Annotated in this window: 15 protein-coding genes; all 15 read left to right on the forward strand. The window is 66.7% G+C overall.

From position 1 onward, the window contains the following. Nucleotides 1–24: 24 nt before the first annotated feature. The 15 genes from OF829_RS17610 to OF829_RS17680 all read left to right on the forward strand — a co-directional run bounded on the left by OF829_RS17610 (nt 25) and on the right by OF829_RS17680 (nt 14,669). On the forward strand, nt 25–1,551 hold the full coding sequence (locus OF829_RS17610; protein ID WP_264941468.1) for an acyl-CoA carboxylase subunit beta: 1,527 nt from the start codon (nt 25–27) through the stop codon (nt 1,549–1,551). Then, nucleotides 1,532–2,287 carry a hypothetical protein gene (locus tag OF829_RS17615; RefSeq protein ID WP_264941469.1) on the forward strand — a complete coding sequence of 252 codons (756 nt, stop codon included), beginning with the start codon at nt 1,532–1,534 and terminating at the stop codon, nt 2,285–2,287. Before OF829_RS17610 ends, OF829_RS17615 begins: the two co-directional genes overlap by 20 nt. Continuing rightward, nucleotides 2,284–3,030, forward strand: a complete 747-nt coding sequence (locus OF829_RS17620; RefSeq protein ID WP_264941470.1) for a hypothetical protein — start codon at nt 2,284–2,286, stop codon at nt 3,028–3,030. The genes OF829_RS17615 and OF829_RS17620 overlap by 4 nt, the downstream gene beginning before the upstream one ends. 31 nt (nt 3,031–3,061) lie before the next feature. Then, nucleotides 3,062–4,243 (forward strand): acetyl-CoA C-acyltransferase, encoded by a 1,182-nt coding sequence (locus OF829_RS17625; protein ID WP_264941471.1) that lies wholly within the window; start codon nt 3,062–3,064, stop codon nt 4,241–4,243. Further along, on the forward strand, nt 4,243–4,506 hold the full coding sequence (locus tag OF829_RS17630; protein ID WP_264941472.1) for a hypothetical protein: 264 nt from the start codon (nt 4,243–4,245) through the stop codon (nt 4,504–4,506). Before OF829_RS17625 ends, OF829_RS17630 begins: the two co-directional genes overlap by 1 nt. Before the next feature lie 5 nt (nt 4,507–4,511). Then, complete coding sequence (gene mce, locus OF829_RS17635; protein WP_264941485.1) at nt 4,512–4,931, forward strand: methylmalonyl-CoA epimerase; 420 nt, start codon at nt 4,512–4,514, stop codon at nt 4,929–4,931. A 153-nt stretch (nt 4,932–5,084) separates the two neighbouring features. After that, the gene (gene scpA, locus OF829_RS17640) at nt 5,085–7,226 is read left to right on the forward strand and encodes a methylmalonyl-CoA mutase (protein WP_264941473.1); all 2,142 of its coding nucleotides are present in this window, start codon (nt 5,085–5,087) and stop codon (nt 7,224–7,226) included. Then, complete coding sequence (locus tag OF829_RS17645; protein WP_264941474.1) at nt 7,223–7,753, forward strand: hypothetical protein; 531 nt, start codon at nt 7,223–7,225, stop codon at nt 7,751–7,753. Before scpA ends, OF829_RS17645 begins: the two co-directional genes overlap by 4 nt. Before the next feature lie 8 nt (nt 7,754–7,761). Further along, nucleotides 7,762–8,760, forward strand: coding sequence for a biotin synthase BioB (gene bioB, locus OF829_RS17650; protein ID WP_264941475.1), 999 nt, complete (start codon nt 7,762–7,764; stop codon nt 8,758–8,760). Next, nucleotides 8,757–8,996 (forward strand): hypothetical protein, encoded by a 240-nt coding sequence (locus tag OF829_RS17655; protein ID WP_264941476.1) that lies wholly within the window; start codon nt 8,757–8,759, stop codon nt 8,994–8,996. The genes bioB and OF829_RS17655 overlap by 4 nt, the downstream gene beginning before the upstream one ends. After that, the gene (locus OF829_RS17660) at nt 8,996–11,011 is read left to right on the forward strand and encodes an acetyl-CoA carboxylase biotin carboxylase subunit (protein ID WP_264941477.1); all 2,016 of its coding nucleotides are present in this window, start codon (nt 8,996–8,998) and stop codon (nt 11,009–11,011) included. The genes OF829_RS17655 and OF829_RS17660 overlap by 1 nt, the downstream gene beginning before the upstream one ends. Next, the gene (locus OF829_RS17665) at nt 11,008–11,505 is read left to right on the forward strand and encodes an FKBP-type peptidyl-prolyl cis-trans isomerase (RefSeq protein ID WP_264941478.1); all 498 of its coding nucleotides are present in this window, start codon (nt 11,008–11,010) and stop codon (nt 11,503–11,505) included. The genes OF829_RS17660 and OF829_RS17665 overlap by 4 nt, the downstream gene beginning before the upstream one ends. Before the next feature lie 36 nt (nt 11,506–11,541). Then, entirely contained in the window at nt 11,542–13,026 is a 1,485-nt protein-coding gene (locus OF829_RS17670; protein WP_264941479.1) for a DUF5597 domain-containing protein, read from the forward strand. Nucleotides 13,027–13,078: 52 nt separating this feature from the next. Beyond that, nucleotides 13,079–13,915 (forward strand): diacylglycerol/lipid kinase family protein, encoded by an 837-nt coding sequence (locus OF829_RS17675; RefSeq protein WP_264941480.1) that lies wholly within the window; start codon nt 13,079–13,081, stop codon nt 13,913–13,915. 25 nt (nt 13,916–13,940) lie between these two features. Continuing rightward, nucleotides 13,941–14,669: a metallophosphoesterase family protein gene (locus tag OF829_RS17680; protein ID WP_264941481.1), complete on the forward strand. Its 729-nt coding sequence runs from the start codon at nt 13,941–13,943 to the stop codon at nt 14,667–14,669. Nucleotides 14,670–14,803 lie beyond the last annotated feature (134 nt).

Here is a 14,803-nt window from a genome sequence, read left to right on the forward strand (position 1 = left end):
GGCGGGTCGTAACAGGAGAAACTTGTGTCTTCGACGATCGAGGAACTGGAGCGGCGCCGTGAAGCTGCGCGCAAGGGCGGCGGGGAGAAGCGGATCGACGCGCAGCACGCCAAGGGCAAGCTGACCGCGCGCGAGCGGGTCGAGGTGCTGCTCGACGAGGGGAGCTTCGAGGAGCTCGACATGTATGTCGAGCATAACTGCGTCGATTTCGGGATGGAGGCGCAGGTCGTCCCCGGCGACGGCGTGGTCACCGGATCGGGCACGATCAACGGGCGGCTGGTGTTCGTCTTCAGCCAGGATTTCACCGTGTTCGGCGGGTCGCTGAGCGAGCGGCACGCGCAGAAGATCTGCAAGATCATGGACATGGCGATGAAGGTCGGCGCGCCGGTGATCGGGATGAACGACAGCGGCGGTGCGCGCATCCAGGAGGGGGTGGCGAGCCTTGCGGGCTATGCGGAGGTGTTCCAGCGCAACGTGCTCGCCTCGGGCGTGGTGCCGCAGCTCTCGCTGATCATGGGGCCGTGTGCGGGTGGCGCGGTCTACTCGCCGGCGATGACCGACTTCATCTTCATGGTGAAGGATTCGAGCTACATGTTCGTGACCGGTCCGGACGTGGTGAAGACCGTCACCAACGAGGTCGTCACCCAGGAGGAACTGGGCGGGGCGGTCACCCACACCACCAAATCCTCGGTTGCGGACGTGGCGTTCGACAATGATATCGAGACGCTGCTGGCGGCGCGCGACTTCATCGATTTCCTGCCGGCGTCGAACCGCGTCGATGCCCCCGACCGGCCGACCGACGATCCCTGGGACCGCATCGAGGACAGCCTCGACACGCTGATCCCGCCCAGCGCCAACCAGCCCTATGACATGCACGAGCTGATCCGGAAGACGCTCGACGAGGGCGATTTCTTCGAGCTCCAGCCCGCGCACGCCGCCAACATCATCATCGGCTTCGGCCGGGTGGAGGGCCGCACCGTGGGCGTGGTCGCGAACCAGCCGATGGTGCTCGCCGGGTGCCTCGACATCAATTCGTCCAAAAAGGCCGCGCGCTTCGTGCGCTTCTGCGACGCGTTCGGGATCCCGATCCTGACCTTCGTCGACGTGCCGGGCTTCCTGCCGGGCGTCGGGCAGGAGCATTCGGGGATCATCAAGCACGGCGCCAAGCTGCTCTTCGCCTATGCCGAGGCGACCGTGCCCAAGATCACCGTGATCACGCGCAAGGCCTATGGTGGGGCGTATGACGTGATGGCGTCGAAGCATCTGCGCGGCGATCTGAACTATGCCTGGCCGACCGCCGAGATCGCGGTGATGGGCGCGAAGGGCGCGGTGGAGATCATCTTCCGCGGCAAGACGGCGGACGAGATCGCCGAGCGTACCGCGGAGTATGAAGCGCGCTTCGCCAACCCGTTCGTGGCGGCGAGCAAGGGCTTCATCGACGAGGTGATCATGCCGCACTCGACGCGGCGCCGGATCGCGCTGGGGCTGCGCAAGCTGCGGGGGAAGCAGCTCGAGAACCCGTGGAAGAAGCATGACAATATCCCGCTGTAGCGCGCTGCTCGCGGCATTGCTGGTCGCGGGATGCGGTTCGCCATTGAAAGCGGGCGATGCGGTCGCGATTGCCGACGCCAATGCTTCCGACGTGGCGGGTTCGGATGCGGGGATGCGACCGGCGATTGCCGATGCCGAGCTCCTCGCGCGCGCGTTTCAGGCGGTTTATGGCCACCGGACGGCGTTCGAGCAGGGGAACGGCAGCGGGAAATGGGTCACCGCGCCCGAGACGCTGTTCCACAATGGCAAGCATCGCGTCCTGATCGCGTCGGATCAGCCGCTCTACCAGCGCGGCAAGATGCTGCGGGTCAGCTATCTGGACAGCGACGGCGACGGCAAGCCGTACAGGGTGCGCAAGACGTGGGAGCTGGGGCCGCGTTTCGTCTATGACTGGAACGTCTCGGGCTTTTTCGGGCCGCCGACGCTCTATGTCGCCGAAGCAAGCATGGGTGCCGGCTCGTCGTGCGGCACCTTTTGGCTGATCGAACTCCGCGACGAGGGGCCGGTGACCGTGGCGGAAGGCCCGCTATCCTATGGCGTCTACTACAAGGAGCCCCACGCCCAAGTCGGCGGCGAAATCGTCGGAATCGAGCAGGGACGCTCGTTTCGGGTGAAGTATACCGGCGCGGAGAATCTGACGGAGACCTGGCTGCGTGAGGGCGACCACTATGTGCGAAGCTCGCGACAGCGCCTGTCAGATGTGTGCGACTGGGAAGGTGATGGGGTGAAGCAATGAGCCCGCGACTCCCGCGCGTGATCTGTTTCGCGGCGCTGCTGCTTGGGGCGTGCGGCGCGGCGCCGGTTACCAACGAAAGCGCGCCCACGCCGACCGCGACGGCAGCGGCCAGCGATGCGGTGCGCGCGCTCCCCGAGGCCGAGCAGCGCGCGCGGGCGTTCAAGGCGGTGTTCGGCAAGGCGGAACCCGTTGCGGGTGTGGACGGCTTTTCCACCAAGGCCGGAAAGCTGGTCTGGCAGGGCGACCGCGCGGTGCTGATCACGGTGACCGAAGCCGACGAGGGCGCAGGCGCGTGCCACGCTTGTACCGGATCGCTAGGCATCTACTACCTGGTGCCCGACGGCGACGGCTTTCGCGTGACGGGGAAGTTTCCCGAGGCGGTTGTGGGCAACGGCTTTGGCGTGGGGCCGACCGAATGGTCGGTATCGGACAAGTTCGGGCCGGTGCCGGTCATCTATTCGGAGGCGGGGTGGATGGGGCAGGGCTATAGCTGCTCCACCTTCTGGCTGACCGAGCTGCGCCCCGACAAGCCGGTGCTGGTGGCGAAAGTGCCGACCTTCTACGACGACGGCGACACCGGGAATGAAGACGCCAAGGGAACGCTGGAAGGCAAGTTCGCATCGATCGCCCGCGGCAAATCATTCACGTTGAACTTAACCGGGTTCAAACGCTTCAGCCAGACCTGGGTCCGCAAGGGCGACTCCTACGTCCTGTCGGGCGAGGATCAGATGGAAAAATGCTGATGTCGATCACAAGGCTTTCGAGGGTTTTTTCATGACCGACCCCATCGTCATCCTCTCCTATGCCCGCACGCCGATGGGCAGCTTCCAGGGCAGCCTGTCGGGCGCTTCCGCGGTCGATCTGGGCGCGACGGCGGTCAAGGCGGCGGTCGAGCGCGCGGGGGTCGACCCGCAAGATGTCGAGCGGTGTTACATGGGCTGCGTGCTTCCCGCCGGACTCGGCCAGGCACCGGCGCGGCAAGCGGCGCGCTATGCGGGGCTGGGGGATCATGTCGAGGCGGTGACCGTCAACAAGATGTGTGGGTCGGGCATGATGGCTGCGATGATGGCTGCCGATGCGATCGGCGCGGGCAGCGCGGACATGATCGTCGCGGGCGGCATGGAGAGCATGTCGAACGCGCCGTATCTCTCGAAGAAGCACCGCAGCGGCGCGCGGATCGGGCATGACACCGTCTATGATCACATGATGCTCGACGGGCTCGAGGACGCCTATGAGCCCGGGCGCGCGATGGGGACCTTTGCCGAGGATACCGCGGGCGAATATCAGCTCACCCGGCAGGCGCAGGACGATTATGCGATCGAATCGCTGACGCGCGCGCAGGCGGCGCAGGCCTCGGGCGCGTTCGACGGCGAGATCGTCGCGGTCGAGGTGAAGACGCGCAAGGGCACCGAGACGGTCGACAAGGACGAGCAGCCGCTCAAGGGCGATCCCTCGAAGATCCCGACGCTGCGCCCGGCCTTTTCGAAGGACGGGACGATCACCGCGGCGAATGCGAGTTCGATCTCGGACGGGGCCGCGGCGCTGGTGCTGACGCGCGCATCGGTGGCGGAGGCGAAGGGGCTGAAGGCGGTAGCTCGGATCGTGGGGCATACCGCGCACGCTCGCCAGCCTTCGCAATTCACCACTGCGCCCGTCGGGGCGATCGAGAAACTGCTCAAGCAGATCGGCTGGAGCGTGGGCGAGGTCGATCTGTTCGAGATCAACGAGGCGTTCGCCTGCGTGACGATGTTCGCGATGCACGATCTCGGCATCCCGCGCGACAAGGTGAACATCCATGGCGGCGCGACCGCGATGGGGCATCCGATCGGCGCCTCGGGCGCGCGCATCCTCGCCACGCTGATTGGCGCGCTCAAGGCTACCGGCGGCAAGCGCGGCGTCGCTTCGCTCTGCATCGGCGGCGGCGAGGCGACCGCGATGGCGGTGGAGCTGGTGTGATGAGCGGCGACCCCTTTTCCCTTGTCTGGCTGGGCGTGGTCGCCCTGATGGGAACGGTGAGCCTGTTCGGGGCGATCATCGACCTTAAGCGTGGATCGGCCGAGTTTATCTTGCGCGGGCCGATATGGGGTCCCCCGGAGGAGACATGGGTCTGGCGGGACGAGGAGCCGTTCGAGTTCTGGGTCACGGTGGGCATGAAGTTGGCCGTCTTTGCGCTCGCGAGCTTCATGTTCTGCTCCGGGCTGGGCATGGTGAAATGGTGAAATCGATGAAACTGGGCCGGTTGAACCATGTCGGCGTGGCGACGCCCTCGATTGCGGACTCGGTTCGCTTCTACCGCGACGTCATGGGGGCGGAGGTGATCCGCGAGCCGTTCGACCTGCCCGCGCAGGGGGTGAAGGTGTGCTTCGTCGATACGCCCAACTCGCAGATCGAGCTGATCGAGCCGCTGGGGGAGGGGTCGCCGATTCACGGGTTTCTAGCGAAGAACCCGGCGGGGGGGCAGCATCATCTCTGCTACGAGGTGCCGGATATCCATGAGGCCAAGGCGTGGTTCGAGGCGAAGGGGGCCAAGGTGCTCGGGGAGCCGCGGATCGGGGCGCATGGGACGTTGATCTTCTTCGTCCACCCCAAGGATATGGGCGGGGTGCTGACCGAGATCATGGAGACGCCGCGTGAGGGGCATTGATCCAATCTCCATCTCCCCCTTGGGGGAGATGGAAGGGGCCCGCCGCGAAGCGGTGGGAAGGGTGAGGGTCACTGACCTCACCGCACTGACCCTCACCCTCCCACTCGGCTGCGCCGAGCGGGCCCCTCCCTCTCTCCCGAGGGGAGAGGGAAGTTGAGTGACAAACCCACCGTCCCCGATTGGCAGGCCCTCGCCTCAAAGGAAGTAAAGGGCCGCGATCTCACCTGGCGCACGCCGGAGGGGATCGACGTCAAGCCGCTCTATACCGAAGCGGACGTCGCGGACCTCGATCCCGGCCTCCCCGGCTTCGCGCCGTTCACGCGGGGCGTGCGCGCGTCGATGTACGCCGGCCGCCCCTGGACGATCCGCCAATATGCCGGCTTCTCCACCGCAGAGGAATCGAACGCCTTCTACCGGCGGAACCTCGCCGCGGGGCAGAAGGGCCTCAGCGTCGCCTTCGATCTCGCCACGCATCGCGGCTACGACAGCGATCATCCGCGCGTCACCGGCGATGTCGGCAAGGCTGGCGTGGCGATCGACACGATCGAGGACATGAAGATCCTGTTCGACGGCATCCCGCTCGATCAGATGTCGGTCAGCATGACGATGAACGGCGCGGTGATCCCGATCCTCGCCTTCTTCATCGTCGCGGGCGAAGAGCAGGGCGTGCCGCGCGCCGCGCTCGACGGGACCATCCAGAACGACATCCTCAAGGAGTTCATGGTCCGCAACACCTATATCTATCCGCCCGAGCCGAGCATGCGGATCATCTCGGACATCTTCGGCTATACCAGCCGCGAGATGCCCAAGTTCAACAGCATCTCGATCTCCGGCTATCACATGCAGGAAGCCGGTGCGACGCAGGTGCAGGAGCTTGCCTTCACCATCGCCGACGGCATGGAATATGTGAAATATGGCGTCGCTTCAGGGCTGGATATCGACAAGTTCGCAGGCCGTCTGAGCTTCTTTTTCGCGATCGGCATGAACTTCTTCATGGAGATCGCCAAGCTTCGCGCCGCGCGCGTGCTGTGGCACCGGGTGATGACCAAGCTGGGCGCACAGGACGAGCGCTCGAAGATGCTGCGCACCCATTGCCAGACGTCGGGCGTCTCGCTGACCGAGCAGGATCCGTACAACAATGTCATGCGCACCACGATCGAGGCGATGGCGGCGATGCTGGGGGGCACCCAGAGTCTGCATACCAACGCCCTCGACGAAGCCATTGCCTTGCCGACCGATTTCTCCGCCCGGATCGCGCGCAACACGCAGATCGTGATCCAGGAAGAGACGGGGATGACCAAGGTCGTCGATCCGCTGGGCGGCTCCTATTATGTCGAGAGCCTGACCCGGGAGCTGGTCGACAAGGCCTGGGAGATCATCGAGCGCGTCGAGGCCGAAGGCGGGATGGCGAAGGCCGTCGCGGCGGGCTGGCCCAAGGCGATGATCGAGGAAGCCGCCGCCGCCACCGCCGCGCGGATCGATCGCGGCGAGCAGGTGATCGTCGGGGTCAACAAGTATCGCAAGGCCGAGGAAGAGCCGATCGACATCCTCGATGTCGACAACCACGCGGTGCGCGACGCGCAGATCGCGCGGATCACCCGGGTGAAGGCAGAACGCGACGAAGCCGCGTGCCAGGCCGCGCTGACGGTGTTGCAGGACGGTGCGGCGGGCACCGGCAATCTGCTCGAGCTGGCGGTCGAATGCGCGCGCAGGCGGGCGACGCTCGGCGAGATCAGCGCGGCGATGGAGGCCGGGTTCGGCCGCTACGCCACGCAGCCCAGGCCGGTGCAGGGCGTCTATGGCGGGGCCTATGCGGATGACCCGCGCTGGGAACGTTTGAAGCGTGGCGTCGAAGCCACCGCGAACCGGCTGGGCCGCAAGCCGCGCCTGCTCGTCGCCAAGATGGGACAGGACGGGCATGACCGGGGCGCGAACCTCGTCTCCTCGGCGTTCGGCGATCTCGGGTTCGAAGTCGTCCCCGGCCCGCTCTTCCAGACCCCCGCTGAAAGCGCCGCGCTCGCGATCGAGAAGGATGTCGATGTCGTCGGCGCCTCCAGCCTTGCGGCGGGTCACAAGACGCTGATCCCCGAACTGATCGCCGCGCTGAAGGATGCCGGCCGCGCCGATATCAAGGTGATCGCGGGCGGCGTCATCCCCGCGCAGGATTACGAGTTCTTGCGCGCCGCGGGCGTTCAGGCGATCTTCGGCCCCGGCACCAATCTGGTCGCCGCGGCGGAGGAAGTGCTCAGGCTGCTCGGGCACAATATGCCGCCGGTGGAGGAGGCCGCCGAATGATCGCCCTGCTGCTCGCCCTGAACCCCGTCCCCGCTTTGCCGGCGCAGGACACCGAACAGATGCGGGTCCGCCCCAGCACGGAGGCCGATGCGGTCGCCGAGTTCGAGGCGACCTGCGTCCCGGGGCTCTACGATATCGAGAAGCTCAAGCGCGGCGCGTCCGCCTCGCGCCGAGGCTACAGCTTTACCGATGCGGCGCCACCCAACTGGCGCAGCTGGACCTCCTCCTACGGCTCGATCCACTATCTGGAAGCCGTCCCGGCGACATCGGGCGTGGCGCCCAAGTGCAACATGACCTCGTTCACGCGCGCTACGGTCAACCGCAAGGCACTCGACACGGCATTGCGCGCGATGGCGAAGCGGCAATCGGCGCGGGGCTATGCCGAGCTGCGCGACAATGTCGGGCTTTCGTGGAGCTGGTACAATGCTGCGGGGCAGCCCATGACGGTTGAGGTTTCGCTCGACCGTCGCACGCCGCAACAGATCATCCTGATGCTCAAACCCATCGCCGTGAGCAGGCCGCAATAGGAGCGCGAATGCAAATCCGTACCGATTGGACGCGCGACGAGATCGCCGCGCTGTTCGATCTTTCCTTCACCGACCTCGTCTTTCGCGCCGCCGAGGTGCATCGCGCGCATCATGCTGCGGGCGAGGTGCAGCTCTGCACCTTGCTGTCGATCAAGACCGGCGGCTGTCCGGAGGATTGCGGCTATTGCAACCAGTCGGCGAGCGCGGAGACGGGGCTCAAGGCCACCAAGCTGATGGACGTGCGTGCCGTGCTCCAGGCGGCGGCGCAGGCGAAGGATGCCGGGTCGCAGCGCTTCTGCATGGGCGCGGCGTGGCGCAGCCCCAAGGACCGCGACATGGACGCGGTGGTCGAGATGGTTCGCGGCGTGCGCACGATGGGGCTCGAGACCTGCATGACCCTGGGGATGCTGACGCCGGAGCAGGCCGGGCGGCTCGCCGAGGCGGGGCTCGATTACTACAACCACAATATCGATACCTCGCCGGAGAATTACGCCAACGTCATCTCGACGCGCGGCTTCGAGGACCGGCTGGACACGCTAGACAATGTCCGCGCGGCGGGGATCAACGTCTGTTGTGGCGGGATCGTGGGGATGGGCGAGACGCGCGGCGACCGCGTCGGCTTCGTCCATGCGCTGGCCACTTTGCCGCGCCATCCCGAGAGCGTGCCGGTCAATGCGCTGGTGCCGGTGAAGGGCACCGTGCTCGGCAATATGCTCGCCGATACCCCGCTGGCGAAGATCGACGATATCGAGTTCGTGCGGACGGTGGCGGTGGCGCGGATCGCCATGCCGATGAGCATGGTGCGGCTGAGCGCGGGGCGCGAGAGCATGAGCGATGCGACACAGGCTTTGTGCTTCCTCGCGGGCGCCAATTCGATCTTCACCGGGGACAAATTGCTCACCACCGGCAATGCCGGGGATGACGCTGACGCGGCGCTGTTCGCGCGGTTGGGGCTGACGCCCCTTGCGGGCGAGGAGCCGATGCGGGCGTGCGAGGCGGCGGAGTGACGCGGCGGATCATTGCTGCGGTTGCGCTGCTCGCCGCTTGGGGATGTTACTATCTCGCAGCGGAGGCGTGGTTGCGTTCCGAAAACGAGCGTTGCGAGCGCTTCGGCGATCTGGCAGCCGAGTGCTTCGCGCCCCAGGCGGTCGCCGCGTTTTGGATCGGCGCGGTATTGGTCTTTTCGACATTGATCTTGACCTGGTTCGCCATTCGTCAGCCGTCCCGACCGGAAAGCAACTGATGTTCAAGAAAATCCTGGTCGCCAATCGCGGTGAAATCGCCTGCCGGGTGATGCGCACCGCCAAGCGGATGGGGATCGCCACGGTCGCGGTTTATTCCGACGCCGATGCGCGCAGCCCGCATGTGCTGATGGCGGACGAGGCGGTGCGGCTCGGCCCCGCACCTGCGAGTGAGAGCTATCTCAAGGCGGATCTGATCCTGCTCGCCGCGAAGGAGACCGGGGCGGATGCGATCCATCCCGGCTATGGCTTCCTGTCCGAGCGCGAGAGCTTCGCGCGGGCCTGCGCCGAGGCCGGGATCGCGTTCGTCGGGCCGCCGCCGGAGGCGATCGCCGCGATGGGCGACAAGATCGAGTCCAAGAAGCTCGCCAAGGCCGCGGGCGTGAACGTCGTTCCCGGCTTCCTCGGCGAGATCGCCGACACCGACGAGGCGGTGAAGATCGCCAGCGACATCGGCTATCCGGTGATGATGAAGGCCTCGGCGGGCGGCGGCGGCAAGGGGATGCGGCTGGCCTATGGCGAGCAGGATGTCCGCGAGGGCTTCGAGGCGACCAAGCGCGAGGGGCTCGCCAGCTTCGGCGACGACCGCGTCTTCATCGAGAAGTTCATCGAGAGCCCGCGCCATATCGAGATCCAGGTGCTGGGCGACCAGCATGGCAACATCCTCTATCTGGGCGAGCGCGAATGCTCGATCCAGCGGCGGCACCAGAAGGTGGTCGAGGAGGCGCCGTCGCCCTTCGTTACGCCCGAGATGCGCAAGGCGATGGGCGAGCAGGCGGTCGCGCTGGCGCGGGCGGTGGGCTATTACAGCGCGGGCACGGTCGAGCTGATCGTCAGCGGCGCCGATACGACCGGCCAGGGCTTCTATTTTCTCGAGATGAACACAAGGCTCCAGGTCGAGCATCCGGTGACCGAGGCGATCACCGGAATCGATCTGGTCGAACAGATGATCCGGGTGGCCGCGGGCGAGAAGCTGGCGATGACGCAGGACGAGGTGACGCTCACCGGCTGGGCGATCGAGAACCGCGTCTATGCCGAGGATCCCTATCGCGGCTTCCTGCCGAGCACCGGGCGGCTCACCCGCTATCGCCCGCCAGTCGATACCTCGCCCGGCACCGAGCATGCGTCGGAGACCGGCGGATATGTCCGCGTCGATGACGGCGTGCGCGAGGGTGGCGAGGTCTCGATGTTCTACGATCCGATGATCGCCAAGCTGATCACCTATGGCGCGACCCGTGACGAGGCGGCGGACCTGCAGGTGCAGGCGCTCGACGTTTTCGAGCTCGAGGGCGTCGGCAACAATCTCGATTTCCTCTCCGCGATCATGCAGCATCCGCGCTTCCGCGCCGGGGCGCTGACCACGGGCTTCATCGCCGAGGAATATCCCGAAGGGTTCGCCGGCGCGCCGCCCGCCGACCGGCTGACCGCGCGGCTGGCAGCGATCGCGGCGATCGTCGCGGGGGTCGATGCGATGCGTGCCGGGCAGATCAGCGGCAAGCTGAGCGAAGCGCCCGCCTTCGCGCGGCACTGGACGGTGATGTTCGATACGCACCAGCACAAGGTGGCGCTCGACGATGGCCAGGTGGTGGTCGATCAGCGCGCGATGGCGATCGAGATGGGGGTGCGTCCGGGGCAGACCCTGGTGAGCGCGATGGTCGAGGGCGAGCCGCTGTCGGTGAAGATCGAGCGGCGGCGCGGATATATGCGGCTCACCACGCGCGGCGCGACGCACCGGGTGCGCGTCTATCGCCCACGCGTGGCGCAGCTGGCGCGGCACATGATCGCGAAGGTGCCGCCCGACATGAGCCGTTTCCTGCTCGCGCCGATGCCGGGGCTGCTCACCCAGCTCCACGTCGGCCCCGGCGACAGGGTCGAGGCGGGGCAGCCGCTCGCGGTGGTCGAGGCGATGAAGATGGAAAATATCCTGCGCGCCGAGAAGGCGGGCACGGTCAAGGCCGCGAATTTCGGCGCGGGCGACAGCCTGGCAGTCGACGCGGCGATCCTGGAGTTCGAATGATGTTGAAGACGATGAGCGGGGCTATTCTGGGCGCCGCGGCGCTGCTGGTGCCGGGTGCGGCGTTCGCGCAGACCGCGTTGCCCGAGAACCCGCCGCCCTCGCAGGACGCGGGCTGGCACAATCGCCAGAGCCTGGCCATCGCCTCGCTCAAGGCGAGTGACGGGTGGCAGCCGCTTCCCGGCAATGGCCGCTGGCGGCGCGTGAAGGGCGATGGCAGCGGTCGGCATCCGCTGGTCACCGATACGGTGCGCATCAACTATGTCGGCAGCTTCATCGATGGCGTGGTGTTCGACAAGAGCGACGAGCCCGCCGAATTTCCGCTGAACAAGCTGATCAAGGGCTGGCAGCTTGCGGTGCCGATGGCGGGCGTGGGCGACACGATCGAGATCGCGCTACCCGCGGACCTGGCGTATGGCGCCAAGGGCAAGTCGATCATTCCCGCGAACGCGACGTTGCTCTTCACGATCGAGCTGGTGGGGATCGTCAAACCCTGAGCTTGTTTCGGGAGCGTGTACTCGTACAATATCGACATGCTCCGCCGCCTTCTCGCGCTCGTCCTGCTGCTCGCCGCCGTTCCGGCCGCTGCGCAGATTCCGCATCTCAAGGGCGGTCAACTGATCGTCGAGGGGAAGCCCTTCCTGATCCTGGGCGGCGAGCTGGGGAATAGTTCGGCGTCGGACCGGGCGTGGCTGGCGCCGCGCTGGGTGAGGATGCGGGCGATGCACCTCAACACGGTGCTGACGCCGGTGAGCTGGGAGCTGATCGAGCCCGAGGAAGGCAGGTTCGACTGGACCAGCATCGACTGGCTGATCGCGGATGCCCGCGCGAACGACATGCATCTGGTGTTGCTCTGGTTCGGCGCGTGGAAGAATTCGATGTCGACCTATGTACCCAGCTGGGTGAAGCGCGACCGCAAGCGCTTTCCCTATGCGCTGGCCGCCGACGGCAAGCCGCAGGAGATCCTCTCCGCCTTCGCCCCGGCGACCCGCGATGCCGATGCCAAGGCCTTCGCGGCGCTGATGAAGCATGTCCGCGAGGTGGATGGCGACCGGTACACGGTGATCATGGTGCAGGTCGAGAACGAGATGGGCTTCCTGCCCGATGCCCGCGAGCACGGGCCCTTCGCCGATGCCGCCTATGCCAAGGCGGGCGGGGATGAGGAGGCGTTCACCGCGCTCGCCTATGCGCGTTACGCCGATGCGATCGCGCGGGCGGGCAAGCGCGAATATCCGCTGCCGATGTACGTCAACGGCGCGCAGGCCTTTCCGGGGCGCAAGCCGGGGCAATATCCCGCCGGGGGACCGCTCGCGCATCTCTGGGAGCCATGGAAGCGCGGTGCACCCGCGATCGATTTCCTTGCGCCCGACATCTATTTTCCCAGCTTCGCCGCGATTGCGGAGGGCTATTCCCGGCCCGGCAACCCGCTGTTCGTGCCCGAGGCCAACTATGCCGGCGACGCGCGCATGGTGCCCAACGCGATGCTGGTGTTCGGCAAATATCGCGGCTTCGGCTTCAGCCCCTTCTCGATCGATGGTCTCGACGGGGCGGGCGCCGAGCGGCTGGGCGGGCTCTATGCGATGCTCGGTAATCTGGCGCCCGTGATCCTGAAAGCCCAGGCCGAGGGGCGGATCATGGGCTTCGGCGCGCCGGCCACTCCCGAGGGAAAGGTCGATGAGAGCGTCCAGGCCGCCGAGCTGGGCAGCGCGCGCTTCACCGTGACCTTCGTCGATCCCTGGACCGCGCGCGACAAGCAGGCGCCCGGCGAGCATGGCGGGCTGATCCTCTGGCTGGGCGGCGAGGAGTATCTGGTCGCGGGGCGGGGGATTACGGTCACCGTCGAGCCGGTGGACGGGAAGGGGCGCTTCGGGCTCGATCAGGTCGATGAAGGGCAGTTCGTCGACGGTGTCTGGACAGCGGGGCGGCGGCTCAACGGCGACCAGACGCATCAGGGGCGGCATGTCCGCCTGCCGCCCGATGGCTTCGGGATCCAGAAGGTGCGCTTGTACCGCTACTGATCCTCCCCGGAACGGGAGGATCGTGGGAACAAATCGATTCCAGGGCGTTACGATGCCCATGAAGAAACTCTGGCTGATCACCAATCCCGGGTCCGGTTCCACCACGGAGGCGAAATGCGCGGCGCTCGAGGCGCTGTTCGAGGAGCAGGGGCTCACGCTGGCGGGGCGCACCGATTTTCCCGAGCACGGCCTGCCCAAAGGCGCCTCGCTCACCCGCAAGGGCGTGGATACCGTCGTGCTGTTCGCGGGCGATGGGACGATCAACGCGGCGCTTCGTGCGTTGGCGAAATGGAAGGGGAGCTTCCTGATCCTCCCCGGGGGCACGATGAACCTGCTCGCCAAGGCACTCCACGACCCGCTCGATCCGCACAAGATCGTCGAGGCGGCGGCGGCGGAGACGCGGCGGGTGGCGCTGCCCTATGTCGAGGCCGGCGAGCATCGCGCGTTCGTCGGGCTGATCCTCGGGCCCGCCGCGAGCTGGGCGCGGGCGCGCGAAGCGGCGCGCAAGGGAAGGATCGGGCGGCTGTTCGCGGCAGCGCGCGCGGCGTGGCGCAACACGTTCGACCGCCACGGCATCCGCGTCGAGGGCGCGGGCAAGCTTCGGCATCGTTATCAGGCGGTGTTCGTCTCGCCGGTGGAGACCGGGCTGGAAGTGATCGGGGTCGATGCGCGCGACTGGCGCTCGATCGCGCAGATCGGCTGGGAATGGGTAAATGGCGACTGGATCGCGGCGCATGCGGTCGACCGCGCACATGCGGAGGAGTTGCGCGTCCGTGACCCCTGGCCGGTGCTCGCGCTGTTCGACGGCGAGCCCGTCACGCTCGACCCCGACACGCCGATCCGGAGCGGAAGGAGCCTCAAGGCGTTCATCGCCACTCGGAAGGCCTGACCCGCAAGGGTCGGAAAGGAACGCGATGATCCGGCTTTTCCACGTCAGCGACGTGCATTTCGGCGCCGAGGACAGCGCCGCAGTCGACTGGTTCGCGCGCGTGGTGAAGGCCGAGGCGCCCGACGCGGTCATCCTGACCGGCGACCTGACGATGCGCGCGCGGCCGCACGAATTCGCGGCGGCGGCAAAGTGGCTCGAGGGGCTTGAGCGGCCGATCACGGTCGAGGTCGGCAATCACGACCTGCCCTATTTCAATCCCTGGGCGCGTTTCGTGACGCCGTACAAACGCTATGCCGCGCTCGAGCGGATGATCGAACGGCCGCTCGACATCAAGGGCGTGAGCGTGGTGCCGCTCAAGACCACCGCGCGCTTCCAGTGGCGGCTCAACTGGTCGAAGGGTCATGTCGGCGTGCACGCGCTGCAGGAATCGCTGGCGCTGGTCGAGGCGGCGCCCGCGGACGACCTCAAGTTTATCGCCTGCCATCATCCGCTGGTGGAAGCGGCGACGCGGATGCATTCGAGCACGCGCGGCGGGCGGCGGGCGCTGGCGGCATTGGCAGGCGCGGGAATCGATGCGGTGCTGACGGGCCATGTCCATGACCCGTTCGATATTCTGCACGAGGTCGGCGGGCGCTCGGTCCGGATGATCGGCGCGGGCACTCTTTCCGAACGCATCCGCGCGCATCCGCCCTCGTTCAACGAGATCCGGGTGGAGGGGAAGGCATTCAGGACGGTGGCGCGGGTGATGGATTAGGGTCCGGACTCGATTGGCGCACCAGACTGGGCCGTCCCAGCATGTGAAAGGTGACACTAGGGTCTGTTGAGATTCAGGATTCCCTAAGAGTGTAAATTCTGATTCAAACTGCGGATGGACAGACTTGTTTTGAC

It is taken from the genome of Sphingomonas caeni, assembly GCF_026013415.1.
Taxonomy (GTDB): domain Bacteria; phylum Pseudomonadota; class Alphaproteobacteria; order Sphingomonadales; family Sphingomonadaceae; genus Sphingomonas; species Sphingomonas caeni.